At 75.2% G+C, this 24166-nt stretch carries 24 protein-coding genes and 1 pseudogene; 3 read left to right on the forward strand and 22 right to left on the reverse strand.

Going from position 1 to position 24166, the window contains the following annotated elements; all coding sequences use genetic code 11:
• Positions 1-266 precede the first annotated feature (266 nt).
• The 8 genes from dapB to FN207_RS13465 form a co-directional block, all read right to left on the reverse strand.
• A complete protein-coding gene (dapB, locus tag FN207_RS13430; protein WP_142459032.1) occupies positions 267-1064 on the reverse strand; it encodes a 4-hydroxy-tetrahydrodipicolinate reductase in 798 nt (265 codons plus the stop codon).
• Positions 1061-1477, reverse strand: coding sequence for a VanZ family protein (locus FN207_RS13435; RefSeq protein WP_246066033.1), 417 nt, complete (start codon positions 1475-1477; stop codon positions 1061-1063). Before FN207_RS13435 ends, dapB begins: the two co-directional genes overlap by 4 nt.
• A 48-nt stretch (positions 1478-1525) precedes the next feature.
• On the reverse strand, positions 1526-2866 hold the full coding sequence (locus FN207_RS13440; RefSeq protein ID WP_142459033.1) for a M16 family metallopeptidase: 1341 nt from the start codon (positions 2864-2866) through the stop codon (positions 1526-1528).
• Positions 2867-2906: 40 nt separating this feature from the next.
• Entirely contained in the window at positions 2907-5195 is a 2289-nt protein-coding gene (locus tag FN207_RS13445; RefSeq protein ID WP_221888191.1) for a polyribonucleotide nucleotidyltransferase, read from the reverse strand.
• Between the two features lie 246 nt (positions 5196-5441).
• Positions 5442-5711 (reverse strand): 30S ribosomal protein S15, encoded by a 270-nt coding sequence (gene rpsO, locus FN207_RS13450; RefSeq protein ID WP_072920360.1) that lies wholly within the window; start codon positions 5709-5711, stop codon positions 5442-5444.
• 127 nt (positions 5712-5838) lie between these two features.
• Positions 5839-6807, reverse strand: a complete 969-nt coding sequence (locus tag FN207_RS13455; RefSeq protein WP_142459034.1) for a bifunctional riboflavin kinase/FAD synthetase — start codon at positions 6805-6807, stop codon at positions 5839-5841.
• Between the two features lie 31 nt (positions 6808-6838).
• Entirely contained in the window at positions 6839-7978 is a 1140-nt protein-coding gene (locus tag FN207_RS13460; RefSeq protein ID WP_185938338.1) for a branched-chain amino acid aminotransferase, read from the reverse strand.
• A 117-nt stretch (positions 7979-8095) separates the two neighbouring features.
• On the reverse strand, positions 8096-8419 hold the full coding sequence (locus tag FN207_RS13465) for an antibiotic biosynthesis monooxygenase family protein (protein ID WP_142459035.1): 324 nt from the start codon (positions 8417-8419) through the stop codon (positions 8096-8098).
• 71 nt (positions 8420-8490) lie between these two features.
• Here FN207_RS13465 and FN207_RS13470 point away from each other — a divergent pair, with 71 nt between their 5' ends.
• A complete protein-coding gene (locus FN207_RS13470) occupies positions 8491-9171 on the forward strand; it encodes an HAD family hydrolase (RefSeq protein WP_142459036.1) in 681 nt (226 codons plus the stop codon).
• Between the two features lies 1 nt (position 9172).
• Here the strand turns inward: FN207_RS13470 and truB are convergent, their stop codons facing one another.
• The 11 genes and pseudogenes from truB to rimP all read right to left on the reverse strand — a co-directional run bounded on the left by truB (position 9173) and on the right by rimP (position 18957).
• Complete coding sequence (gene truB / locus FN207_RS13475; protein WP_142459037.1) at positions 9173-10093, reverse strand: tRNA pseudouridine(55) synthase TruB; 921 nt, start codon at positions 10091-10093, stop codon at positions 9173-9175.
• Positions 10094-10148: 55 nt separating this feature from the next.
• A complete protein-coding gene (locus tag FN207_RS13480) occupies positions 10149-11453 on the reverse strand; it encodes an MATE family efflux transporter (protein WP_246066034.1) in 1305 nt (434 codons plus the stop codon).
• Positions 11450-12445 (reverse strand): DHH family phosphoesterase, encoded by a 996-nt coding sequence (locus FN207_RS13485; RefSeq protein ID WP_142459038.1) that lies wholly within the window; start codon positions 12443-12445, stop codon positions 11450-11452. The genes FN207_RS13480 and FN207_RS13485 overlap by 4 nt, the downstream gene beginning before the upstream one ends.
• 4 nt (positions 12446-12449) lie before the next feature.
• The gene (locus FN207_RS13490) at positions 12450-12695 is read right to left on the reverse strand and encodes a hypothetical protein (RefSeq protein WP_142459039.1); all 246 of its coding nucleotides are present in this window, start codon (positions 12693-12695) and stop codon (positions 12450-12452) included.
• On the reverse strand, positions 12692-13177 hold the full coding sequence (gene rbfA, locus FN207_RS13495) for a 30S ribosome-binding factor RbfA (RefSeq protein ID WP_110905291.1): 486 nt from the start codon (positions 13175-13177) through the stop codon (positions 12692-12694). The genes FN207_RS13490 and rbfA overlap by 4 nt, the downstream gene beginning before the upstream one ends.
• An 81-nt stretch (positions 13178-13258) precedes the next feature.
• Positions 13259-13552 carry a DUF503 domain-containing protein gene (locus FN207_RS13500; RefSeq protein ID WP_110905292.1) on the reverse strand — a complete coding sequence of 98 codons (294 nt, stop codon included), beginning with the start codon at positions 13550-13552 and terminating at the stop codon, positions 13259-13261.
• A gap of 45 nt (positions 13553-13597) precedes the next feature.
• Complete coding sequence (infB, locus tag FN207_RS26945) at positions 13598-15430, reverse strand: translation initiation factor IF-2 (protein ID WP_246066082.1); 1833 nt, start codon at positions 15428-15430, stop codon at positions 13598-13600.
• Between the two features lie 1086 nt (positions 15431-16516).
• Positions 16517-16663 (reverse strand): annotated as a pseudogene (locus FN207_RS26950) (translation initiation factor IF-2 N-terminal domain-containing protein); the annotation flags it as partial.
• A 94-nt stretch (positions 16664-16757) separates the two neighbouring features.
• The gene (locus tag FN207_RS13510) at positions 16758-17141 is read right to left on the reverse strand and encodes a DUF448 domain-containing protein (RefSeq protein WP_142459041.1); all 384 of its coding nucleotides are present in this window, start codon (positions 17139-17141) and stop codon (positions 16758-16760) included.
• An 8-nt stretch (positions 17142-17149) separates the two neighbouring features.
• Complete coding sequence (gene nusA, locus FN207_RS13515) at positions 17150-18283, reverse strand: transcription termination factor NusA (RefSeq protein ID WP_142459042.1); 1134 nt, start codon at positions 18281-18283, stop codon at positions 17150-17152.
• On the reverse strand, positions 18280-18957 hold the full coding sequence (rimP, locus tag FN207_RS13520) for a ribosome maturation factor RimP (RefSeq protein ID WP_221888192.1): 678 nt from the start codon (positions 18955-18957) through the stop codon (positions 18280-18282). Before rimP ends, nusA begins: the two co-directional genes overlap by 4 nt.
• 233 nt (positions 18958-19190) lie before the next feature.
• Here rimP and FN207_RS13525 point away from each other — a divergent pair, with 233 nt between their 5' ends.
• Together FN207_RS13525 and FN207_RS13530 are read left to right on the forward strand one after the other, a co-directional pair.
• Entirely contained in the window at positions 19191-19685 is a 495-nt protein-coding gene (locus tag FN207_RS13525) for a hypothetical protein (RefSeq protein ID WP_142459044.1), read from the forward strand.
• Between the two features lie 36 nt (positions 19686-19721).
• Positions 19722-20177 (forward strand): ferritin-like domain-containing protein, encoded by a 456-nt coding sequence (locus FN207_RS13530; protein WP_142459045.1) that lies wholly within the window; start codon positions 19722-19724, stop codon positions 20175-20177.
• Here the strand turns inward: FN207_RS13530 and FN207_RS13535 are convergent.
• From FN207_RS13535 to ispG, 3 genes are read right to left on the reverse strand one after another with little or no spacing between them, the layout of a single operon-like run.
• Complete coding sequence (locus FN207_RS13535; protein ID WP_142459046.1) at positions 20174-22069, reverse strand: penicillin-binding transpeptidase domain-containing protein; 1896 nt, start codon at positions 22067-22069, stop codon at positions 20174-20176. The genes FN207_RS13530 and FN207_RS13535 overlap by 4 nt on opposite strands.
• A gap of 46 nt (positions 22070-22115) precedes the next feature.
• Positions 22116-22967: a GNAT family N-acetyltransferase gene (locus FN207_RS13540; RefSeq protein ID WP_142459047.1), complete on the reverse strand. Its 852-nt coding sequence runs from the start codon at positions 22965-22967 to the stop codon at positions 22116-22118.
• A 28-nt stretch (positions 22968-22995) separates the two neighbouring features.
• A complete protein-coding gene (ispG, locus tag FN207_RS13545) occupies positions 22996-24156 on the reverse strand; it encodes a flavodoxin-dependent (E)-4-hydroxy-3-methylbut-2-enyl-diphosphate synthase (protein ID WP_342778739.1) in 1161 nt (386 codons plus the stop codon).
• Positions 24157-24166: the final 10 nt, after the last annotated feature.

Here is a 24166-nt window from a genome sequence, read left to right on the forward strand (position 1 = left end):
GCGGCCAGGCCACGGGGTTATTACTTGGCACTGACTTTCGGCACGCTGTTGAGTTCTCAAGGAGCGGACGCACACCAACTCGACCCTCTCGGGCTTCCTCGGTGGCTGCTTGTCCTACCTTACGCCGACTTCCGGAGTCCTGCACCGCTGGGGTGCTCCTCCGTGGCCCTCTCGGGCTCCGTCCGGCGCAGAAAGAACCATACACGACTCTCAGAGGGCGTGCACGGGGGTCTCGGTCACACCCGCGGGCCCCCGGGAGGTCCGGGTCAGAGCCCCAGGAAGGACTCGATCCCCACGGTGAGCCCGGGCCGGCGGCCGATCTCCCGGACAGCGAGGAGCACGCCGGGCATGAAGGACGCGCGGTCGTAGGAGTCGTGCCGGAGGGTCAGCGTCTCCCCCGCCGACCCCATGAGGACCTCCTGGTGCGCGACCAGACCGGTCAGCCGCACCGCGTGCACGGCGATCCCCTCGACCTCGGCACCGCGGGCGCCGGGCAGCGAGTCGGTCGTGGCGTCGGGTGACAGCGGGAGGCCGGCGGCCCGGCGCGCCGCGGCCACCAGCCGGGCGGTGCGGACGGCGGTCCCCGAGGGGGCGTCCACCTTGTTCGGGTGGTGCAGCTCGACGATCTCGGTGGAGGGGAAGAAGCGCGCGGCCTCCTGGGCGAAGCGCATGAGCAGCACCGCGCCGATGCCGAAGTTGGGCGCGATGACGACGCCCACGTCGGGCTTGGGCTCGAGCCACTCGGCCACGGTGGCCAGTCGCTGCTCGTCGAAGCCCGTCGTCCCCACGACGCAGGAGATGTTCTGGTCGATGCAGAAGCGGATGTTGTCCATGACGACGTCCGGGCGGGTGAAGTCCACGACCACCTGCGCACCGGCGTCGGCCACGTTGAACAGCCAGTCGCCCTCGTCGACCATCGCGACGAGCTCGAGGTCCTCGGCGGCGTTGACCGCACGCACGACCTCGGTGCCCATCCGCCCCCGCGCCCCGAGGACGCCGACCGAGATGCGGGGCGGCTCGCCGGGGGTGGTCTGCTGGCCGGGTCCGGGGGCGCTCGTGGTCACGCGGTCAGGTTTCCCGGCGGTCCGTCCCGACGCAAGACGGCCCGGGTGGACCGGCGCTCCCCTCCCGCCCAGAGCAGCAAGCCGAGTCCCACGCCGGCCGCGTCGGCCAGCCAGTCGACGACCGAACCCGAGCGCTGCAGCGCCGAGAGCGCCTGGACCACCTCGCTGACCGCGCCGTAGGCGAGCAGCAGCACCGCCAGCGGACCGGGTCGCGTGCCGGCCCACCGCCCGGCGACGGCGAGCGCGGTGAACAGCAGCAGGTGCACGACCTTGTCCACCCCCGGGGGTGCGGAGGGCACGTCGGAGGCCGGCGCGAACAGCACGGCGAGCGAGACGAGCACCGTCACCGCGAAGGCCCCGCGGGACAGGGCGCCGTGCACGCGGAACACCGGGTGCGGACGCGGGTCGGTCATCGGTCTCCGTGGGTCCGGGGCGGTGCGGGTGGGGCGGTGCGGGGTGGGTCAGAGCCGGTCGAGGTCGGACTCGCGGTAGGGGCCGACGACGGCCAGGCAGGTCTCCCGGCCCAGCAGGTCGGCGGCGACGGCGCGCACCTGGTCCTCGTCCACGGCGGCGATCCGGTCGAGCACCTCGCGCACCGGCACGTACTCCCCGTGCGACAGCTCGCTCTTGCCCAGCCGGCTCATCCGCGAACCGGTGTCCTCGAGGCCGAGCACCGTCCCGCCGCGCAGCTGCCCGCGACCGCGGGCCACCTCCTCCGGCGTCAGCCCGTCGGCGGCCACGCGGGCCAGCTCCTCGCGGATGAGGCGCAGGACCTCCGGCACCCGCTTCTTGGCGCACCCGGCGTAGACGGAGAAGGCGCCGGTGCCCGCATAGGAGGTCAGCGCGGACCCCACGCTGTAGACCAGACCGCGCTTCTCCCGGATCTCCTGGAACAGCCGCGAGCTCATCCCGCCGCCGACCGCCGTCTCCAGGACCGCGGCGGCGTAGCGCCGCTCGTCGAAGCGGCTCAGACCCAGGTTGCCGAGCAGCAGGTGGGTCTGCTCGGTCTTCCTGTTCACCAGCCCGGCCGGGGACGCGGGGCCGTCGGGGGCGAGGTCCGCCCCGCGGCGCAGCGGTGCCGGGGACACCGGGCCGGAGAGCCGTTCGCCGAAGACCGCCGTCACCAGGTCGACCACCTGCTGGTGGTCCACCCGCCCGGCGGCGGTGACCACCATCGAGGGGACGGCGTAGCGCGACCGGTACCAGCCGTCGACGTCGTCGCGGGTGAGCCCCTCGATCGACTCGACGGTGCCGAGCACCGAGCGCCCGAGCGGGGTGCCGCCGAAGAGCGTCTCGGCGAACAGGTCGTGCACCAGGTCGGAGGGCTCGTCGTCGCGCATGGCGATCTCCTCGAGCACCACCGTCCGCTCGGACTCCAGGTCCTCGGCGGTGTTGAGCGCGTCGGTCACCAGGTCGCCGAGCAGCGTGACGGCCAGCGGGAGGTCGCTGGCGAGCACGTTGGCGTAGTAGCAGGTGTGCTCCTTGGCGGTGAAGGCGTTCATCTCACCGCCGACGGCGTCCATGGCCGTCGCGATCTCCAGGGCGTTGCGGCTGCGGGTGCCCTTGAACAGCAGGTGCTCGAGGAAGTGCGAGGCGCCGGCGACCCGGTCGTCCTCGTCCCGCGAGCCCACGCCCACCCAGATGCCGAGGGTGGCCGAGTGGACGCCGGGCATCGTCTCGGTGAGCACGCGCAGCCCGCCGGGCAGCACCGTGCGCTCCACCCGGCCGCCGACCTCGTCGACGTCGATGACTCGGGTGACACCGACCGGGGCCGGGGCGGACGCGAGGTCGGTGGACCCCACGCCAGCCCCGGCCCCGGACGGAGTCGGGTCGGCGACCGTGTCAGGCCTCCGCGGGAGCGGAGGCGTCGGACGGGGCCGCGTCGCCGGCCGGAGCATCGCCGGCCGGGGCGTCGCCGCCCTCGGCGGCCACCGGGACGAGGCTGATCTTGCCGCGGGCGTCGATGTCGGTGATCTCGACCTGCAGCTTGTCGCCGACGTTGACGACGTCCTCGACCTTGCCGATGCGCTTGCCGCCGCCCAGCTTGCTGATGTGGACCAGGCCGTCCTTGCCCGGCAGCAGCGAGACGAAGGCGCCGAACGGCGTCGTCTTGACGACGGTGCCGAGGAAGCGCTCCCCGACCTTCGGCATCTGCGGGTTGGCGATCGCGTTGATGCGGTCGACCGCCGCCTGGGCCGAGGGGCCGTCGGAGGCGCCCACGTAGATGGTGCCGTCGTCCTCGATGGTGATGTCGGCGCCGGTCTCGTCCTGGATCGAGTTGATCATCTGGCCCTTGGGGCCGATGACCGCGCCGATCTTGTCGACCGGGATGCGCACCGTGGTCACGCGCGGGGCGTACGGGCTCATCTCGTCGGGGGCGTCGATGGCCTCGTTCATCACGTCGAGGATGTGCAGGCGGGCGGCGCGGGCCTGGGTCAGCGCCTGGGCGAGCACGTCGGACGGGATCCCGTCGAGCTTGGTGTCCAGCTGCAGGGCCGTGACGAAGTCCTTGGTGCCGGCGACCTTGAAGTCCATGTCACCGAAGGCGTCCTCGGCACCGAGGATGTCGGTCAGCGCGACGTACTGCGTCTTGCCGTCGACCTCGTCGGACACCAGGCCCATGGCGATGCCGGCGACCGGGGCGCGCAGCGGCACACCGGCGTTGAGCAGCGACAGGGTGGAGGCGCAGACCGAGCCCATCGACGTCGAGCCGTTGGAGCCCAGCGCCTCGGACACCTGCCGGATCGCGTAGGGGAACTCCTCGCGGTCGGGCAGCACCGGCAGCAGCGCCCGCTCGGCGAGCGCGCCGTGGCCGATCTCGCGGCGCTTGGGCGAGCCCACGCGCCCGGTCTCCCCGGTGGAGTACGGCGGGAAGTTGTAGTTGTGCATGTACCGCTTGCGCGTGACCGGCGAGAGCGTGTCGAGCTGCTGCTCCATGCGGAGCATGTTCAGCGTGGTGACGCCCAGGATCTGGGTCTCGCCGCGCTCGAACAGCGCCGAGCCGTGCACCCGCGGGAGGACCTCGACCTCGGCCGACAGCGGCCGGATGTCGGTCAGGCCGCGGCCGTCGATGCGGACCTTGTCGCGCAGGATGCGCTGCCGGACGACCTTCTTGGTGACGGCGCGGAAGGCGGCCGACACCTCCTTCTCGCGGCCGGCGAACTGCTCGGCCAGGGAGGCGACGACCTCGTCCTTGAGCGCGTCGGTGGCGTCGTTGCGCTCCTGCTTGCCGGCGATCGACTGGGCCTCGGTGAGGCGGTCGAGGGCGGCGGACTCCACGGCGGCGTAGACGTCGTCCTGGTAGTCGAGGAAGCGGGGGAAGTCGGCGACCGGCTTGGCGGCCTTCTCCGCGAGCGCGGCCTGGGCCTCGCACAGCTGCCGGATGAAGGGCTTGGCGGCCTCGAGGCCCTGGGCGACGACCTCCTCGGTCGGCGCGGTGGCGCCGCCGCGGACGAGCTCGACGGTCTTCTCGGTGGCCTCGGCCTCGACCATCATGATCGCGACGTCGCCGTCGGGCAGGAGGCGCCCGGCCACGACCATGTCGAAGACGGCGTCCTCGAGCTCGGCGTGGGTGGGGAAGCCGATCCACTGGCCGTCGACCAGCGCGACGCGGGTGCCGCCGACCGGGCCGGAGAACGGCAGGCCCGACAGCTGGGTGGAGGCCGACGCGCCGTTGATGGCGAGCACGTCGTAGACGTGGTCGGGGTCCAGCGACAGGACGGTGATGACGACCTGGACCTCGTTGCGCAGGCCCTTGGCGAAGGTCGGGCGCAGCGGGCGGTCGATCAGCCGGCAGGTGAGGATCGCGTCCTCGCCCGGCCGGCCCTCACGGCGGAAGAACGAGCCGGGGATGCGCCCGGCGGCGTACATCCGCTCCTCGACGTCGACCGTCAGCGGGAAGAAGTCGAAGTGCTCCTTGGGCTGGCGGCCGGCCGTGGTGGCCGACAGGAGCATGGTGTCGCCCATGCTGACGACGACCGAGCCGGCGGCCTGCTTGGCCAGCCGCCCGGTCTCGAAGGTGATGCTGCGGCTGCCGCGGCTGCCGTTGTCGATGACCGCGGTGGCGGTGGTGACCCCGTCCTCGGGGTCGTACTCGGCAGCGATGCTGCCCTGGGTGGTGGGTGCGGACACTGTGTCCTCTTCCTACGTCGCATGCGGCGACGTCCTCTTCGTGGCGTCCCGTGCCGGACTGCTCCGGGATGACCGGTCTTCGATCGAAGCCCACGGGGGTCGTTCCCCCTCCGGAGGGGGGACATGCCCGGGGGCCACCACCGAGGACCGACCAGCGTCGGGGTGCGCGGCGCGGTGCCGTGGTTCTCGCGGAGCGGGTGCCCCACGAGAGAGGGGACCGTCCCGGCGGGACGGTCCCCTCTGAGGTCAGCGGCGCAGACCGAGCCGCTCGATCAGCGAGCGGTAGCGGTTGATGTCCGTCTTGGCCAGGTAGTTCAGCAGCCGCCGGCGACGGCCGACCAGCAGGAGCAGGCCCCGCCGGCTGTGGTGGTCGTGCTTGTGCTGCTTGAGGTGCTCGGTCAGGTCACTGATCCGGCGGGTGAGCATCGCGACCTGGACCTCGGGCGAGCCCGTGTCCTTCTCGACCGTCGCGTACTCGGTCATGATCTGCTGCTTCGTCGCGCTGTCGAGCGCCATGGAGGGCCTCCGGGCCAGGTCACGTGTGGCCCCCGGTCTGACTCACGGGGGCAGGTGGCACACATCGCCGCGTGATACACGGCGCCGTCGACATTACCAGCGCGGCCCGGGGCGGCCGCGGCGGTGATCACCCGGCGGGGGGCAGGCCCAGCACGGCGCGGGTGCGGGTGACGTCGTCGGCCATGGCCGCGACCAGCTCGTCGACGCCGGCGAAGGCGGCCATCGGACGCAGCCGCGAGACGAACTCGACGCCGACGTGCTCGCCGTAGAGGTCGCCGGACCAGTCGAGGACGAACGCCTCGACGGTGCGCCGCGAGCCCTGGAAGGTGGGGTTGGTGCCCACCGAGACCGCGGCGGGCCGGCTGTCGAGGGTGCGGCCGGCGGGGTCGCGGGTGACCAGCGCGCCGGCGTAGACCCCGTCGGCGGGGATGGCGGTGAAGGGCGGGCACTCGACGTTCGCCGTGGGGTAGCCCAGCTCGCGGCCGCGCCGGTCGCCGCGCACGACGACGCCGTCGACCCGGTGCGGCCGGCCCAGCGCCCGCGCCGCGCTCTCCATGTCCCCGGCGGCGACGCAGGCGCGGATGTAGGTCGAGGAGATGGTGACCTCGCCGTCGGCGGAGGCATCGCCGGCCAGCGGGACGCCCTCGACGGCGAAGCCGAACCGGCGCCCCTCCTGGGTGAGCGTGGTCACGTTGCCGGCGGCCTTGTGCCCGTAGGTGAAGTTCTCGCCGACGACGACCATCGCGGCGTGCAGGTGCTCGACGAGCACGCCGTGGGCGAACTCCTCGGGGGTCAGCCGGCTGAACTCCGGGGTGAAGGGCAGCACGCACATGCCGTCGACCCCGAGCCCGGCGACCAGCTCGGCCTTGCGGTCCAGCGAGGTGAGGATCGCCGGGTGCGAGCCGGGCCGGACGACCTCGGTGGGGTGCGGGTCGAAGGTGACCAGCACGCACGGGCGGCCCAGGGCCCGCGCGCGGCCGACGGCGGTGCCGATCAGCGACTGGTGGCCGCGGTGGACGCCGTCGTACATGCCCACGGTGACCACGGTCCGGCCGAGGTCGGCCGGGGTCTGGGCCTGCCCGCGCCAGCGCTGCACGCCTCCGCTCCCCGTGTCGTCGCCGGGTCGCTCAGGCGACCCGGTGCAGCCAGCCGCGGGTGTCGGGCACCCGGCCGTGCTGGATGTCGAGCAGGTGCTCGCGCAGGCCCATGGTGACCGGGCCGGGGGTGCCGTCGCCGACGGTGAAGTCGCCGGTGCGCGCCTTGACCTCGCCGACCGGGGTGATCACCGCGGCGGTGCCGCAGGCGAAGGTCTCGGTGACCGTGCCGTCGGCCACGCCGGAGCGCCACTCGTCGACGCTGAAGCGGCGCTCGGTGACCCGCATGCCGCGTGCGCGGGCGACCTCGATGAGCGAATCGCGGGTGATGCCGGGCAGGAGCGTGCCGGTGAGCTCGGGGGTGACCAGCTCGGCGTCGTCGCCGGAGCCGAGGACGAAGAACAGGTTCATCCCGCCCATCTCCTCGACGTAGCGCTTCTCCACCGCGTCGAGCCAGACCACCTGGTCGCAGCCGGCGGCGATGGCCTGCTCCTGGGCGAGCAGGCTGGCGGCGTAGTTGCCGGCGCACTTGACGTCGCCGGTGCCGCCGGGCGCGGCCCGGATGTAGTCCTCCGACAGGTAGACCGACACCGGGTGCACGCCGCGCGGGAAGTACGCCCCGGCCGGGCTGGCGATGACCAGGAACAGGTACTCGTTGGCCGGCCGCACGCCGAGGAACGGCTCGGTGGCCAGCTGGTAGGGCCGGATGTAGAGGGTCTGGTCGGGCCCGGTGGGCACCCAGTCGCGGTCGGCGTCGACGAGCGCATCGACGGCGGCGATGAAGGCCTCCTCGGGCACCGGCGGCATCGCCAGCCGGCGGGCGCTGCGGGCGAAGCGGGCGGCGTTGGCCTCGGGCCGGAAGGTGGCCACGCTGCCGTCGGGCTGGGCGTAGGCCTTGAGCCCCTCGAAGATCGACTGTGCGTAGTGCAGCGCGGCGGTGGCGGGGTCGACCTGCAGCGGCGCGTACTGCGTCAGCCGCGCGTCGTACCAGCCGCGGCCGGCCTCGTAGCGGGCCACGAACATCGAGTCGGTGAAGTGCCGGCCGAAGCCCGGGTCGGCCAGCACGGCCGCGCGCTCGGCGGCCGGCCGGCGGGTCACGCCCTCCACGGTCACCGGCACGCCCTCGGAGAAGACCCGGGAGGAGGTGCGGCTGTCGGCGAGCGTGTCGGTCATGTCTCCCACCTGGGCGTGCTCGGGGCGCGGACCGGCGGACGACCGGCCCGCCGACCACAGTAGCGCCGGGGCCGGCGGCGGCCGGGAGCCGACCGCCGCCGCCGGACCCGACCGGGCTCAGGGCCGGTCGGGCGCGGAGCTCTCGACGACCTCGTAGGACCACAGGTGGTGCGAGTCGCTGGCCGCCGGGGCGAGCTCGTCGCCGCCGCCCTGGTGGGCGCGCGCGAAGTCCTGGCTGCCCTCCCAGCTGCGGTAGGCCTCCTCGCTCTCCCATCGGGTGTAGACCAGGTACTGGTCGGTGCCCTCGATCGGGCGCAGCAGCTCGAACCACTCAAAACCCGGGGTCTTCTCGACCGCTCCGCCCCGGCCGCGGAAGCGCTCCTCGAAGCGCTCCTGGGCGTGCGGCGGCACCACGATCGCGTTGATCTTCACGACGCTCATGGGAATCCCCTTCCCGGCGCGGACGGCCGTCAACCCCTGCGCCGTCCGCCGCGCCCGGCGAGGATGACCCGATGACCGAGGCCTCCCGTCCCGGCGTCCTGTTCGACGTCGACGGCACCCTGCTGGACACCAACTACCTGCAGGTCCTCGCCTGGTGGCAGGCCTTCCGCGACACCGGGCACCCCGAGGTCTCCATGGCCGACTGCCACCGCGCGATCGGCATCGCCAGCGAGGAGCTCGTCACCCACCTGCTCGGCGACGACGCCGACGACGCCGAGGCGGTCTCGGAGGCCAAGACCGGCCGCTACGAGCCGCTGCGCGAGCTGGTCACGCCCTTCCCCCGCGTCGACGAGCTCCTGGCGGCCTGCCGGGAGCGCGGCCTGGCCGTGGTGCTGGCCACCAGCGGCAAGGAGTCCGACCTGGAGTGGATGGTGCCGGCGATCGGCGGGGAGGACGTCGTCGACGGGGCCACGAGCTCGGCCGACGTCGAGTCGGCCAAGCCGGCGCCGGACCTGCTGCAGACCGCCGTCGACGCCCACGGGCTCGACCCCGACCGGACGGTCGCGGTGGGCGACACGATCTGGGACGTGCGGGCCGCCCGCGACGCCGGCCTGCCCGTGATCGCGCTGACCTGCGGCGGGATCTCCCGGCAGGAGCTGCTCGAGGAGGGGGCCGACGAGGTCTACGACGACCCGGCCGACCTGCTCGCGCACCTCGACGAGTCGCTCGTCGGCAAGGTCGCCGGCAGCTAGCTCAGCCGGGCGGGAAGCCGACGGCGACCCGGGCGCCGGAGCCGGTGTCCTCGAGCAGCGCGACCAGCCGGCCCGCGGGGTCGACGGCCGCGGTGAGTCCCGGCCGCCCGGTGGCCGCGATCCGCTGGCCGTACCCCACCGCGCGGGCCTCCTCCTCGGACAGCCGCCGCTCGGGGTAGATGGCGGTGGCCGCCTCGGTCAGGCCGAGCACCCCCGCTCCCCCGCCGTCGGCGAGCGCGGCCGCGGCCTCCTCGACCGGGGCGGCCCGGTCGGTGGTGAACGGGCCCGACGCGGTGCGGCGCAGCGCGGTCAGGTGCCCGCCGACGCCGAGGGCCGCGCCGGCGTCGCGGGCGATGGCGCGCACGTAGGTGCCCGCGGTGCAGGCGACGGTGACCTCGACGTCGACCAGATCGGGCGTGGGCCGGGTGATCCAGTGCACGTCGAGGCGGTGCACGGTGACCGCGCGGGGCTCGAGGACGACCTCTTCACCGGCCCGGACGCGGTCGTAGGAGCGGCGGCCACCGACCTTGACCGCGCTGACCGAGGAGGGCACCTGCAGCAGCGGGCCGGTCTGGGCCGCGAGCGCGGCGCGCACGGCGTCGTCGTCGAGGCCGCCGGCGGAGGTGGTGGTGAGGACCTCGCCCTCGCGGTCGTCGGTGACCGTCGTCTGCCCGAGGCGGACGGTGGCCTCGTAGACCTTGTCCGAGCCGCCGAGGTGGCCCAGCAGCCGGGTCGCCGTCCCGACGCCGAGCACGAGCAGGCCGGTGGCCATCGGGTCGAGGGTGCCGGCGTGCCCGACCCGACGGACCGACAGCACCCGGCGGGCCCGGGCCACGACGTCGTGCGAGGTCATCCCGCCGGGCTTGTCGACCAGCAGGATCCCCGGGGTCACGTCGGCGTCGGCGGCGCGGCGGCGGCTCATGCTGGGGTCCCCGCGGAGACGTGGAGCGCCAGCGGAGCGTCTTCGTGGGGTGAGCTCACGTCCCCACCGTCGCAGGTGCCGTGAGCCACCGGTCCCCCGCCACCCGGGCCAGGACGGCGACCAGCCGCAGCACGATGAACGCCGTCAGCCCCGTCCAGACGCCGGCCAGGCCCCAGCCCAGCGGGCCGGACAGCAGCGACAGCGGGAGGAAGCCGACGAGCGCGGCGCCGACGGTGACCGTGCGCAGGTAGCCGACGTCGCCGGCGCCCATGAGCACGCCGTCGAGGGCGAACACGACGCCGGCCAGCGGCTGGAACCCGGCCAGGAACCACCAGACGAGCTCGGCCTGGGCGCGCACCGCGGGGTCGTCGGTGAACAGCGGGACCAGCAGGTCGCGGCCGGCCAGCAGCAGCGCCGCGACCAGCACGCCGGTGCCCAGGCCCCACAGCGTGACCCGGCGGGCGGTGGCGCGGGCGTCGTCGGGCCGGCCGGCGCCGAGGGCGTGGCCGACGAGGGTCTGCGCGGCGATGGCGTAGGCGTCGAGGACGAGCGCGAGGAAGAGGAACAGCTGCAGCGCGATCTGGTGGGCGCCGAGCTGTGCCTGCCCGGCGCGAGCGGCGACCCCCGCGGCGACGAGGAAGGACAGCTGCAGCACGGTGGCGCGCAGCAGCAGGTCGCGGCCGAGGACGAGCTGGGCCCGGACGGCGGCCGGCCGGAACCGCCAGTCGGCGTCCTCGCGCAGCAGCGCCCGCACGAACAGCGCCGCCGTCAGCGACTGCCCGGCGAGGTTGGCGACGGCGGAGCCCGGCAGCCCCAGGCCGGCCGGGTACACCAGCAGCGGGCACAGGACGAGGCTCAGCAGGCTCCCGGCCAGCACGAAGCGCACCGGCCGGCGCAGGTCCTGCACCCCGCGCAGCCAGCCGTTGCCGGCCAGCGAGACGAGCAGCAGCGGCGCGCCGCAGCCGGCAATCCGCAGCCACTGCTCCCCCGCCGCGGCCACCTCGCCGGGGCCGCCGGCCAGGAGGCGGGTCAGCGGGCCGGCCAGGACCTGGAACAGCAGCACGACGGCGGCCCCGAGCAGCAGCGCCAGCCAGGTGGCCTGCACGCCCTCGGCGACCGCCCCCGGGCGGTCCCCCGCCCCGGCGCGGCGGGCGGCGCGGGCGGTGGTGCCGTAGGCGAGGAAGTTCAGCAGCGCGGCGGCCCAGGCCAGCAGCCCGCCGCCGACGGCCAGGCCGCCGAGCGCGACGGTGCCCAGGTTGCCCACCACGGCGGTGTCGACGAGCAGGTACAGCGGCTCGGCCGCCAGCACCACGAGCGCCGGGACGGCGAGCCCCGGCACCGAGGGCTGACGCGCGCTCACGCCCCGAGCAGGCCGCGCAGCCGGGCGACGGTGCCCTCGCGGTCGAGGTGCGAGGTGAACCCCGCCGCGGCCCGGTGCCCGCCGCCGCCGAGGGCCATGGCGACCCGGGCGACGTCGGTGGCGCCGCGGGAGCGCAGCGACACCGACCACGAGCCGTCGTCCTGGCCCTTGAGCACGCAGGCGACGTCGGCCTCGGCGGTGGTCCGGACGACGTCGACCAGGGCCTCGAGCTGCTCGCCGGGCAGCCCGTGCTCCGCGGCCTCGGCGGTGCTCGACCAGGTCCACACCAGGCCCGCGCCGACCCCGGTCTCGAGGACCGCCCGGCCGGTGACCGCCGACAGCAGCCGCAGCCAGCCGAACGGCGCAGTGTCGAACAGCCGCCGACTGATCGCCGCGTGGTCGATGCCCGTGGACAGCAGCCGCGCGGCGAGCACGTGCGTGGCGGGCCGGGTGCTGCCGAAGCGGAAGGAGCCGGTGTCGGCGGTCAGGCCCGCGTACAGCAGCGTGGCCAGGTCAGCGTCGAGGTCGACGCCGAGCGCGTCGAGCAGCCCGGCCACGAGCACGATGGTGGCGGGGGCGGCGGGGTCGACCAGCGAGACGTCGCCGAAGCCGGGGTTGCTGGCGTGGTGGTCGAGGACGACCGAGGTGCCGGCGCCCTCGAGCAGGGCGGCCAGCTCGCCGAGCCGGCCCGGTGAGGCGGCGTCGAGGCTGACGAAGACGTCAGGGGACGCGGGCACGGCGGTCGACGGCACCAGGCCCTCGGCGCCGGGCAGCCAGCCGAGGGACTCCGGCAGCACCGGGCGGCCGGGGAACGTGGCGGTCACCCGGGCGCCGCGGCGGCGCAGCCCCTCCGCGAGGGCCAGGGTGCTGCCCAGGGCGTCGGCGTCGGGCTGCACGTGCCCGCTGAGGACCACGGTGGCCCCCGCGTCGGCGGCCGCGCCCAGCACGGCGGCCGGGGTGCGGACGGGTACCCCGGCGGTCGGCGCGCTCACCGGGTCAGGCGTCGGGGCCGGGATCGGCCACCGGGACGGCGTCCTCGTCCTCGGACACGGTGCCGCCACCGGGCGCCAGCGCCGGCCCGCCGTCGTCGGGCAGGTCGGACGCGATGGAGGGCGCCGTCCCGATCTGGCCCGTGCGGCCGCCGTCGGTCGGGTCGCCGGCGTTCGGCTCGGCGCGCCCGCCCAGCTCCGAGCGGCCCTGCCCCTCGTCGGGCAGGTGCGGATCCGGGTCGTTCTCGCTCATGAGGCGCTCCTGGTCTGGGTCGGGGCGTCGTCGGACTCCTCGGCACCGGACTCGTCGTCGTCCGCCTCCGGGTGCCGGTAGGGATCGGCGTCGCCGGCGTAGGTGGCGTGCTCGCGCAGCCGGGCGAGCTCCGCGTCGGCCGAGCGGACGCGCTCGAGGGCCTCGTCGAGCTCGCGGGCGGTGTCCGGGACGGCGTCGGCGACGAAGGTCAGCGTCGGCACGAACTTGATGCCGGTCTGCCGGCCGACGGTGGAGCGCAGCACACCGGTGGCGCTGGCCAGTGCCTTGGCCGAGTCGGCGGCCGCGGTGGCGTCGCCGTAGACGGTGTAGAAGACCGTGGCCTCGCGCAGGTCACTGGTGACCCGGGCGTCGGTCACGGTGACCATGCCCAGCCGCGGGTCCTTGACCTGCGACTCGATCGCGGCGGACACGATCTGGCGGATGCGCACCGCGAGCTTGCGGGCGCGGGCGGGGTCGGCCACGGCAGACCTCCGGGAGTCGGGGCGTCCGCAGGACGCCGGGTGGACGGTCGGACGGGCGGCGGCCCACCCGGGGTGGGGTCCTCAGTCTTCGTCGGAGAACAGCTGCCGGTGCGTCGACAGCAGCGTCACCTCCGGCCGCTCGGCCAGCAACCGCTCGCAGGAGTCGAGGACGTCGGTCACCTGGCCGGCGTCGCCCGCGACGGTGGCGACCCCGACCTGGACACGGCGGTGCAGGTCGAGGTCGCCCACCTCGGCCGCGGCCACGGCGAAGCGACGCCGCAGCTCGGCCACGATCGGCCGCACCACGGCGCGCTTGCCCTTGAGCGAGTGGACGTCGCCCAGCAGCAGGTCAGCGGTCAGCGACCCGGTGAACACCGGATGCTCCCTTCCTCCCTGCTGCCGGGCGACGTCCTGCGTGCGTTACGCGCGCGGCTTCTCACGCATCTCGAACGTCTCGATGACGTCCTCGATCTTGATGTCGTTGAACGACCCGAGCCCGATACCGCACTCGTAGCCGTCGCGGACCTCGGTCACGTCGTCCTTGAAGCGGCGCAGCGACTCGACGGTGAGGTTGTCGGCGACGACGACCCCGTCCCGGACCAACCGGGCCTTCGAGTTCCGGGTGATGACCCCGCTGCGGACGATCGAGCCGGCGACGTTGCCGATGCGCGGCACCCGGAAGACCTCGCGGACCTCCGCCGTGCCGAGCGCGACCTCCTCGTACTCCGGCTTGAGCATGCCCTTGAGGGCCGCCTCGATCTCCTCGATCGCCTGGTAGATGACCGAGTAGTACCGGACGTCGACACCCTCGCGGTTGGCGAGCTCGGTGGCCTGGCCCTCGGCCCGGACGTTGAAGCCCAGGACGATGACGTCGTCGGCCAGCGCCAGGTCGATGTCGCTCTTGGTGATGCCGCCGACGCCGCGGTGGATGACCCGCAGCGAGATGTCGTCGCTCACCTCGATCTTCATCAGGGCCTCCTCGAGCGCCTCGACGGTGCCCGAGTTGTCGCCCTTGATGATCAGGTTGAGCTGGCGGTTCTCCTTGAGCGCCGCGTCGAGGTCCTCGAGGCTGATCCGCTTGCGCATGGAGGCGTTCTGCGCGTTGCGGATGCGGGCCTGACGACGGTCGGCGATCTGCCGGGCGACGCGGTCCTCCTCGACGACGAGGAACGTGTCACCGGCACGCGGCACGGAGGTGAGCCCGACGACCTGCACGGGGCGGGCCGGCAGGGCCTCCTTGAGCTTGTTGCCGTGCTCGTCGAGCAGCGACCGCACGCGGCCGTAGGCGTCGCCGGCGACGATCGAGTCGCCCTGGCGCAGCGTGCCGCGCTGGACGAGGACGGTCGCGACGGGGCCGCGGCCCTTGTCCAGCTTGCCCTCGATGACCACGCCCTGCGGGTCCTGCTCGGCGTTCGCGCGCAGGTCCAGCGAGGCGTCGGCGGTCAGCAGGATCGCCGTGAGCAGCTCGTCGAGGCCCTGGCGGGTGGTCGCGGAGACGTCGACGAACATCGTGTCGCCGCCGTACTCCTCGGCCACCAGCCCGTACTCGGTGAGCTGCTGACGGATCTTGGCGGGGTTGGCCCCCTCCTTGTCGATCTTGTTGACCGCGACCACGATCGGCACCTCGGCGGCCTGGGCGTGGTTGAGCGCCTCGACCGTCTGCGGCATGACGCCGTCGTCGGCCGCCACGACCAGCACGACGATGTCGGTGACCTTCGCGCCCCGTGCACGCATCGCGGTGAACGACTCGTGACCCGGGGTGTCGATGAAGGTGATCGGCCGCTCGTAGTCCTCCAGCTCGGTGACGATCTGGTAGGCGCCGATGTGCTGGGTGATGCCGCCGGCCTCGCGCGCCACCACGTTGCTGTTGCGGATGGCGTCGAGCAGCTTCGTCTTGCCGTGGTCGACGTGACCCATGACCGTGACGACCGGCGGACGCGCGACCCAGTCCTCCTCGTCACCCTCGTCGCCGAAGGTGAGGTCGAAGGTCTCGAGGAGCTCGCGGTCCTCGTCCTCGGGGCTGACGACCTGGATGTCCCACTCGATCTCGGCACCGAGCAGCTGCAGCGTCTCGTCGTTGACCGACTGCGTCGCGGTGACCATCTCGCCCAGGTGGAACAGGGCGGTGACCAGCGCGGACGGCTGGGCGCCGATCTTCTCGGCGAGGTCGGTCAGCGAGGCGCCGCGGGGCAGCCGGACGGTCTGCCCGTGGCCACGCGGCAGGCTGACGCCGCCCATGCTGGGCGCCGCCATGGAGTCGAACTCCTGACGCCGCTGCTTCTTGCTCTTGCGCCCGCGGACCGGACCACGGCCACCGGGACGCCCGAAGGCACCCGCGGTACCCGCACCGGAGCCACCGCGACCGCGACCGCGGCCACCGCCGCCGCCACGGAAACCGCCACCCGCGGGAGCGCCACCGCCACCGCCACCGGGGCCACCGCCACCGGGACGGAAGCCGCCGCCACCGCCGCCGCCACCGGGGCCACCCGGGCGGCCACGGCCACCGGGACCACCGGGGCCGCCACCGGGACGACCGGCACCGGCCGGACGCGGCGGCATCATGCCCGGCGAGGGGCGCTGCGGCATCATGCCCGGGTTCGGCCGGGGACCACCCGGACCGGCCGCGGGACGCGGGCCACCGGGACGGGGACCACCCGCGCCGGGCGCCGGACGCGGACCGCCGGCACCGGGAGCCGGGCGGGGACCGCCGGCACCGGGACCGGGGCGCGGGCCACCGGCAGCCGGGCCCGGACGCGGGCCGGCCGCGGGACCCGGACGCGGAGCGCTGCTGAAGGGGTTGTTGCCCGGCCGCGGAGCCGGACGGGGACCCGGCCGCGGACCGGCACCAGGGGCACCGGGAGCGGCGCCACCGGGACGGGGCGCGCCGGGAGCCGCCGGACGCGGGGAGCCGGGACGCGCCGCACCGGGGACGGAACCACCGGCGGGACGCGGCGCGGACGCACCGGGACGCGGAGCGCCGGGCGCGGCCGGACGCGGACCCTGCGGCGCGGTCGGCTGCTGGGTCGGCGCACTGGCCGCCGGGGCGCTGGCCGCGGGGGCACTGGCCGCGGGGGCACTGGCCGCCGGCGCCTGGGGCGCGGCGGGCTGCTGGGCCGGACGCGGGCCGGGCATCGGAGCACCCGGACGCGGGGCACCGGGGCGCGGGCCGGACGGGACACCGGCCGACGGCGCGGGCGCCGACGGGGCGGCCGGGGCCTGCGGAGCGCGCGCGGCGGGAGCCGGGGCGGGCGCCGGAGCGGCCGGACGGGGTGCGGACGGGGCGGCGGGACGGGCGGCGGGAGCGCCGCGACCGTTGCCGCCGGTGGACGCACCGAGGGCCTCCCGGAGCCGCCGGGCCACGGGGGCCTCGACGGTCGAGGAGGCGGACTTCACGAACTCGCCCTGCTCCTTGAGCTTGGCGAGGACGGTCTTGCTGTCGACCCCGAACTCCTTGGCGAGTTCGTGGACACGGGCTTTGCCTGGCACGGATCTCCTCTGGTGAGGCCGGCGGCTCGCCCGCGCGACCTCGTCGTCAGTGGTGCATGGTCTGGCTTGTCATCGTGGGGACTTCACGGCTGACTCATCCGACGACGTCCTGCTCTCGACGTGCGGACCGGCGGGGTGCCGGTCCGTCTGTGGGAAGTGCGGTCTGTCGTTCGTTCGCGGTCGCCCGCCCCGGGGTCCGGCCCTCCGGCGCGTCGGCGCCGAGGACGTGGGCCCGGAGCGGACCGGCCTCCACCGCGGCTCCGCCCGGGAGGCGCAGCGCACGGGGGAAGGCCCGGCGTCGCTCCGCTGCGTGCAGGCACTCCGGAGTGGGGTGCAGGGACGCTCCCCGGCCGGGGAGCCTCCGCCGGGGATCGGGCACGAGGGTCCCGGACCGGAGGACGACACGCAGCAGGTCGGTGACCGGAGCGCGGTTCCGGCAGCCCACACAGGTGCGCACCGGGATCGACGTTTCGGCCACCCGTCACTCTAGCGCGCTGAGGGACCCCGTTGTTCCGGGCGCCGGGGACCGGAGCGCAGGGCACCCCCGCCGGGGGACGTCCGGCCCCCCGGGGCACCGGCGCGCACCGGCGGCGGGCCCGAGCGCAGCGGCGGCCGGCCGACGCCCGGCGAGGGGCTGGCGTCGTCGGGCTGGGCGTCGCTGCGGATGTCGATCCGGCAGCCGGTGAGCCGGGCGGCGAGGCGGGCGTTCTGCCCCTCCTTGCCGATGGCCAGCGACAGCTGGAAGTCCGGGACGACGACCCGCACCGCCTTGGCCTTGGGGTCGACCAGCGTCGCGCTGTTGACCCGGGCGGGGCTGAGCGCGGAGGCCACGAAGGTCGCGGGGTCGTCCGACCAGTCGACGATGTCGATCTTCTCGCCGTGCAGCTCGCTCATGACGTTGCGCACGCGCTGGCCCATCGGCCCGATGCAGGCGCCCTTGGCGTTGAGCCCGGGCACCGAGGTGCGGACGGCGATCTTCGAGCGGTGCCCGGCCTCGCGCGCGACCGCGACGATCTCGACGCTGCCGTCGGCGATCTCGGGGACCTCCAGCGCGAACAGCTTGCGCACCAGGTTCGGGTGGGTCCGCGAGACCGTGACCTGCGGGCCGCGGTGGGTGCGGGCGACCGACACGACGTAGGCGCGCAGCCGGCTGCCGTGCGGGTACCGCTCCCCGGGCACCTGCTCGGCGGCGGGCAGGACCGCCTCCACCTTGCCGATGTCGACCAGCACCGAGCCCTGCGCGTTGCGGCGGGCGTCGGCCTGGACGACGCCGCTGACGATGTCGCCCTCCTTGCCCGCGTACTCGCCGAAGGTCTGCTCGTGCTCGGCGTCGCGCAGCCGCTGGACGATGACCTGCTTGGCGGTGCTGGCCGCGATCCGGCCGAAGTCACCGGGGGTGTCGTCCCACTCGCGCACGACCTCGCCGTCGGCGCCGAGCTCCTGGGCCAGCACCGCGACCTCGCCGGACCGCCGGTCGACGTGCACCCGCACGTGCTTCGCCGCGCCGTCGGCGTGGCGGTAGGCGGTCACCAGCGCCGTCTCGATGGCCTCGATGACCGTGTCGGCGGGGATGCCCTTCTCCCGCTCGACCGCCTTGAGGGCGGTCACGTCGATGTTCACTGTCCTCCTCCGTCGTCGTCGCCCTCGTCGTCCGGTGCGTCGTCGAGCAGGTCGTCGTCCGTGTCGTCGATCAGGTCGTCGTGCAGGTCGTCGTCGTGCAGGTCGTCGTCGGGCGCGGGCTCGTCCCTGCCCGGGCGGCCGAACTCGACCTGCACCCGGCCGGCCCCGAGCTCGGCCCAGGGCACCTGCCGGGGCGTCGGCGGGCGCTTGCGCGCGCCCGGCTTGGCCTTCGGCTCGACCGCCAGGGTCACGCCCCGGTCGTCGACCTCGGTGACCCGTCCGGTGACCTGCTCGGTCGCCCCCGACGGGCCGACGGTCACGGTGACCAACCGGCCGGTGTTGCGCCGCCAGTGCCGGGGCTCGGTCAGCGGCCGGTCGACGCCGGGGCTGGTCACCTCCAGCACGTAGGGGGCGCGGCCCAGCTCGCCGTCCTTGTGGTCGAGCACCGCCGAGATGGCCCGGCTGACCTCCGCGACGTCGTCGAGCGAGACGCCCTGGTCGCGGTCGACGACCACGCGGACGACGCTGCGCCGGCCGGCGGGCGTGACCACCAGCTCCTCGAGGTCGTAGCCGGCGTCGCCGACCACGGGCTCGATCCACCCGGCCAGCCGGGTGGCCGCCGGGTCCTCCTGCCGTGACCTGGCGGCCTGGTCCTGCCGTGACCTCGCGGACACGGGCTCCCTCCTCTGCAACCGGTCGGAGCTCGTGCTCGGCGGACCGCACCGCCCGGGGCCGCGCCCGGTGGCGCGGACTCGCGCGGCTCCGGCCGCGGCGTACCCGGGGAGTCGTCAGGCTACCGCTCCCCGGGGTGCGCGGCCCCGGCCGCTCGGACGGGGGACGCTCCCGCCGTCCCGACGCGCCCGGTCCCTGCCCGGCGGACCGGGCGGCTCCTGGGAGACTGGCGGTGATGTCCGCCTCCCCCGCTCCCGCCGGTTTCCCGCGCCGCCGCCTGCTCGCCGGGAGCGCCGGGCTGGCGCTGCTGCTGGCCGGGTGCACGTCCGGCGGGTCCGGTCAGGCGGCGCAGGAGGCCGGGAACCGGGAGGCCAGGGCGCAGGAGGACCGGCTGGCCGCGCAGGTGCCCGTGCAGGAGGCGGTGGTGGCCGCGTACGGCGCCGTGGGCGTGGCCGACGCCGCCGTCGGGGAGTCGGTCGCCGCGCTCGCCGGCCAGGCGCAGGAGCAGCTGGACCGGCTGCGCGCGGCCGCTCCGGGAGCGACCGCCTCGTCGTCGTCCGCCCCGCCCGGGCCGCCGGCCGGAGGGGACCTGCGCGCCTGGCTGCGCGACCAGGTGGGCGCCGCGGCCGCCGCGCACGCGGCCGCCTGCGTCGAGGTCTCCGGCGCGGCGGCGGCGCTCCTGGGGTCGCTGGCGGCGGGGCTGCGCGGGCACGTGGCGGCCCTGGCGTGAGGTCCGGCGGGAGCGCCGGCACGAGGGAGGCGGGACGTGGCTGACGACGGGAGCACCGGGAGCACGGAGGACGCCGCCCTGGACGACGTCCTCGCCGCCGAGCACGCCGCCGTGTGGGGCTACGGGGTCGTCGGCGCGGCGCTGCCGCCGGAGGGCCGGGGGCCGGCCGCCGACGGCGAGCGGGCCCACCGCGACTCCCGCGACCGGCTCGCGGAGCTCCTGGACGAGCGCGACGCCGACCCGGTCCCGGCCGGGGCCGGCTACGAGCTGCCCTTCCCGGTGCTGTCGGCGGCCGACGCCGCGGCGCTGGCGGTCGTGCTCGAGGAGGGCGTCTCGGCGGCCTGGGTGGCGCTGCTCGACGCCGCGGCGGACGCCGAGGTGCGGCAGCTCGCCGTGGACTCCCTGGGCGCCGCCGAGGAGCGTGCCGTGGCCTGGCGGACCGCGGCCGGCCGCACGCCGGTCACGACGGCCCTCCCGGGCCTCCCGGACTAGCCGACGGCGCCGAGGAACGCGTCGGTGACGGCGACGGCGGCGCTGCTGGACCGACCGCCCTCGACGAGCACCGCGAAGGCGAGGTCGCCCTGCGGGCCGCCGAGCCGGTAGCCCATGAACCACCCGTGCGCGTCCGGCGGGGTGTTGCTGCCGAACTCGGCGGTCCCCGTCTTGCCGTACACCTCGCCGCGGTCGGCCAGCGCCTCGGCGGTGCCGGTGAGGACGACCTGGCGCATGAGCGGCCGCAGCTGGTCGAGCACCGCCTGGCCCGGTCCGGCCGGCGCCGGCCCGGCCGGGTCGCCGCCCACCACCTCGACGGGGACGGCGGGCGTGCCGCTGGCGATGCCGGCCGCCACCAGCGCGAGCTGCACCGGGCTCATGAGCACCTGCCCCTGGCCGATCGCGTCGGCGGCCTTGGTGGTGCCGGTGGAGTCGGCCGGGACGCTGCCGCTGAACACGTCGACCGGCAGCTGCCAGTCGCTGCCCACCCCGTAGGAGGCGGCCGCGGCGGCGAGGGCGTCGTCGGGCAGCTGCAGGCCGGCCTGGATGAAGGTGGTGTTGCAGGACTGGGCGAAGGCCTCGGTGAAGGGCACGGTGCCGAGGTCGAACTGGTCCTGGTTCTCGAACTCGCGGCCCTCGACGAGGGTCGTCCCGGGGCAGGCGACCGGGGTGTCCGGGGTGAGCTGGCCGGTGGAGAGCAGCGCCGTCGCCGTGATCGTCTTCATGCTCGAGCCCGGCGGGTACTGGCCGGTCAGCGCGTTGCCGGCCGCGGCGGCCTCGTTGGAGGAGACGGCCAGGATCTCGCCGGTGCCGGGCCGGACGACGACCAGGTGCGTGGGCAGCGGCTGGGTGGCCACCGCGCCGTCGGCGGCGTCCTGCAGCGCGCGGACCAGCGGTGTCCGGATCGGCTGCCCGGGGACGGGGTCGACGGCGGCGACCTGCTGCCCGGCGTCGCCGGTGGACTCGTCGGCGCTGACCACCGAGACGGTGAAGCCCGGGGTGCCGGTGAGCTGCTCCTGGAAGGCGCGCTGCAGGCCCGACAGGCCGAGCTGGTCGCCGGCGGCGTAGGCGGCCACGCCGTCGGTGGTCGTCTCCTCGATCACCTCGGCGGTGGCCGCCCCGACCCGGCCGAGCAGCGCGGAGGCGAACCGGGAGGACGGCGCGAGCAGCCGCGTGTCGGTGGGGAAGACGGCGCCGGGCAGGTCGAAGACCTGCGCGCGGATGGCCTCGAAGTCGGGGCGGCGCAGCGTGATGACCGGCACGAACTGGCCGGCCGGCGCGGCCTGGACGTCGGCGGTGATCTCCTCGGCCGCGACGCCGGTGGCCGCCGACAGCGCGGCGGCGAGCGCGGGCAGGTCGGTGACCTGGGCGGTGTCGACGCCGACGTTGACGACCTCGGTGGGCGTGAACAGCGGGGTGCCGCCGGCGTCGGTGACGGCGGCGCGCTCAGGCAGCGACCGGCTCAGCAGCAGGTGCTGGCCCTCCCCCAGCTCCGGGTGGACGACGGGAGGCTCGGCGACCACCTGCCAGGCGTCCTCCCCCTCGCGCAGCTCGAGGGTGGCGTCGTAGGTCCAGTCGGGCGCGGCGGCGAGGTCCCAGGTGGCGCTCCACGCGGCGGTGGCCGTGCCGTCCTCGACGGTGACGTCGCCCAGCTCGGCGGTGAGCGTGGCCCCGGGCAGGTCGGTGGCGGTCTGCCCGAGCAGGGTGCGGGCGGCCCCGGGGTCGGTGGTGGCGTCGGCCGCGGCGTCGGTGTCCCCGCCCGACCAGTCGTCGAGGAAGTTCTGCGCGGCGACGCGGACGTCGTCCTCGGAGCTGCCGGAGCAGGCCGCGAGGACGGGTGCGGACAGGAGGGTCAGGACCGTGCCGAGGACCGCCGTGCGTCGTGCTGCCACGTCGGGACACCCTGTCAGACGGTGCCTCCGATCTCGGGGAGGCAGGTCAGAAGAGGACGCTGGCGTAGCGGCCGACCTCGCGGAACCCGACCCGGGTGTACACCGCGCGCGCCGGGGCGTTGTAGTCGTTGACGTAGAGGCTGACGACCGGGGCGATGGTCGTGCGCGCGTACTCGACGACGGCGGCCATCCCGGCGGCGCCGATGCCGCGCCCGCGCCACTCGGGCGCGGTCCACACGCCCTGCACCTGGCAGACGGCACGCGAGACCGCCCCGATCTCGGCCTTGAACAGCACCCGGCCGTCCTCGATCCACGCCAGCGACTGCCCGGCGCGCACGAGGTCCTCGACCCGCGCCCGGTAGCCGGCGCCGCCGTCGACCCGCAGCGGGCTGACGCCGACCTCCTCGGTGAACATCGCCACCGCGGCGGGCAGCAGCACGTCGACCTCGCGCGGCCGTACCGGCCGGACCCGGGGCTCCGGGGCGACCGCCGGCGGGCCGTCGATGGCCATCAGGGGCTGCCGGGGGCGGTGGTCGCGGGCCGGGCCCCACGCGGGCTCGAGCAGCTCCCACAGCGGGTCCACCGCCGCGGCCGGTCCGACGATCGTCGAGCAGCGGCGGCCGGCCCGGCGGGCCCGCTCGGCGAAGGCGACCGCCGCGGCCCGCTCCGCGCCGGGGACGGCGAACGGGATGAGGTTGGCGCCGGCCAGGCAGACCGCGTCGAGGGCGCGCCCGCTGCCGATCCCCCACAGCGGCGCGCCGAGGGAGGCCGGTGCGGTGCCCGCCGCCTCGACCCGTCCGGCGAGCACGCAGGCCGCGACGGGGTCGGCGGCCAGCAGCCGGCGCACGGCCGGCTCGTCGGTCTCGTCGAGGACGCGGGCGGTCGGCGAGCGGAGCACGGTCGGACCTGGGTGCAGGGGTGCCGGGTCAGCCGACGGTGACGACGGGCGGGCCGGAGGGGACGTCGTCGGCGGTGTGCTCGCCGGCGATCCTCATGGCCTCCTCGATCAGCGTCTCGACGATCTGGGACTCGGGGACGGTCTTGACGACCTCGCCCTTGACGAAGATCTGGCCCTTGCCGTTGCCCGAGGCCACGCCGAGGTCGGCCTCGCGGGCCTCGCCGGGGCCGTTGACGACGCAGCCCATGACGGCGACCCGCAGCGGGACCTCCAGGCCGTCGAGGCCGGCGGTGACCTCGTTGGCGAGCTTGTAGACGTCGACCTGGGCGCGCCCGCACGACGGGCAGCTGACGATCTCCAGGCCGCGCTGGCGCAGGTTCAGCGACTCCAGGATCTGGGTGCCGACCTTGACCTCCTCGACCGGCGGGGCCGACAGGGAGACGCGGATGGTGTCGCCGATGCCCTGGGACAGCAGCGCCCCGAAGGCGACGGCGGACTTGATCGTGCCCTGGAAGGCGGGACCGGCCTCGGTGACGCCGAGGTGCAGCGGGTAGTCGCACTGGGCGGCCAGCAGCTCGTAGGCGCGCACCATGACCACCGGGTCGTTGTGCTTGACCGAGATCTTGATGTCGCGGAAGTCGTGCTCCTCGAACAGCGAGCACTCCCACAGCGCCGACTCGACCAGCGCCTCGGGGGTGGCCTTGCCGTACTTGGCGAGCAGCCGCTTGTCGAGCGACCCGGCGTTGACGCCGATGCGGATCGGGATGCCGGCGCCCTTGGCCGCCCGGGCGATCTCCCCGACCTTGTCGTCGAACTTCTTGATGTTGCCGGGGTTCACGCGGACCGCCGCGCAGCCGGCGTCGATCGCGGCGAAGACGTACCGCGGCTGGAAGTGGATGTCGGCGATGACCGGGATCTGCGACTTCCTCGCGATGATCGGCAGCGCCTCGGCGTCGTCGGTGTCGGGGACGGCGACCCGCACGATCTGGCAGCCCGAGGCGGTGAGCTCGGCGATCTGCTGCAGGGTCGCGTTGACGTCCGCGGTCTTGGTCGTCGTCATCGACTGCACGCTGACCGGGAAGTCGCTGCCGACGCCCACGCCGCCGACGTCCAGCTGCCGCGTCTTCCGGCGCGGTGCCAGGACGGGCGGGGGCGCGGCGGGCATGCCGAGAGCGACGGGGATGGCCATGCCAGCGAGT

It is taken from the genome of Geodermatophilus aquaeductus, from assembly GCF_900182545.1.
GTDB classification, from domain to species: domain Bacteria; phylum Actinomycetota; class Actinomycetes; order Mycobacteriales; family Geodermatophilaceae; genus Geodermatophilus; species Geodermatophilus aquaeductus.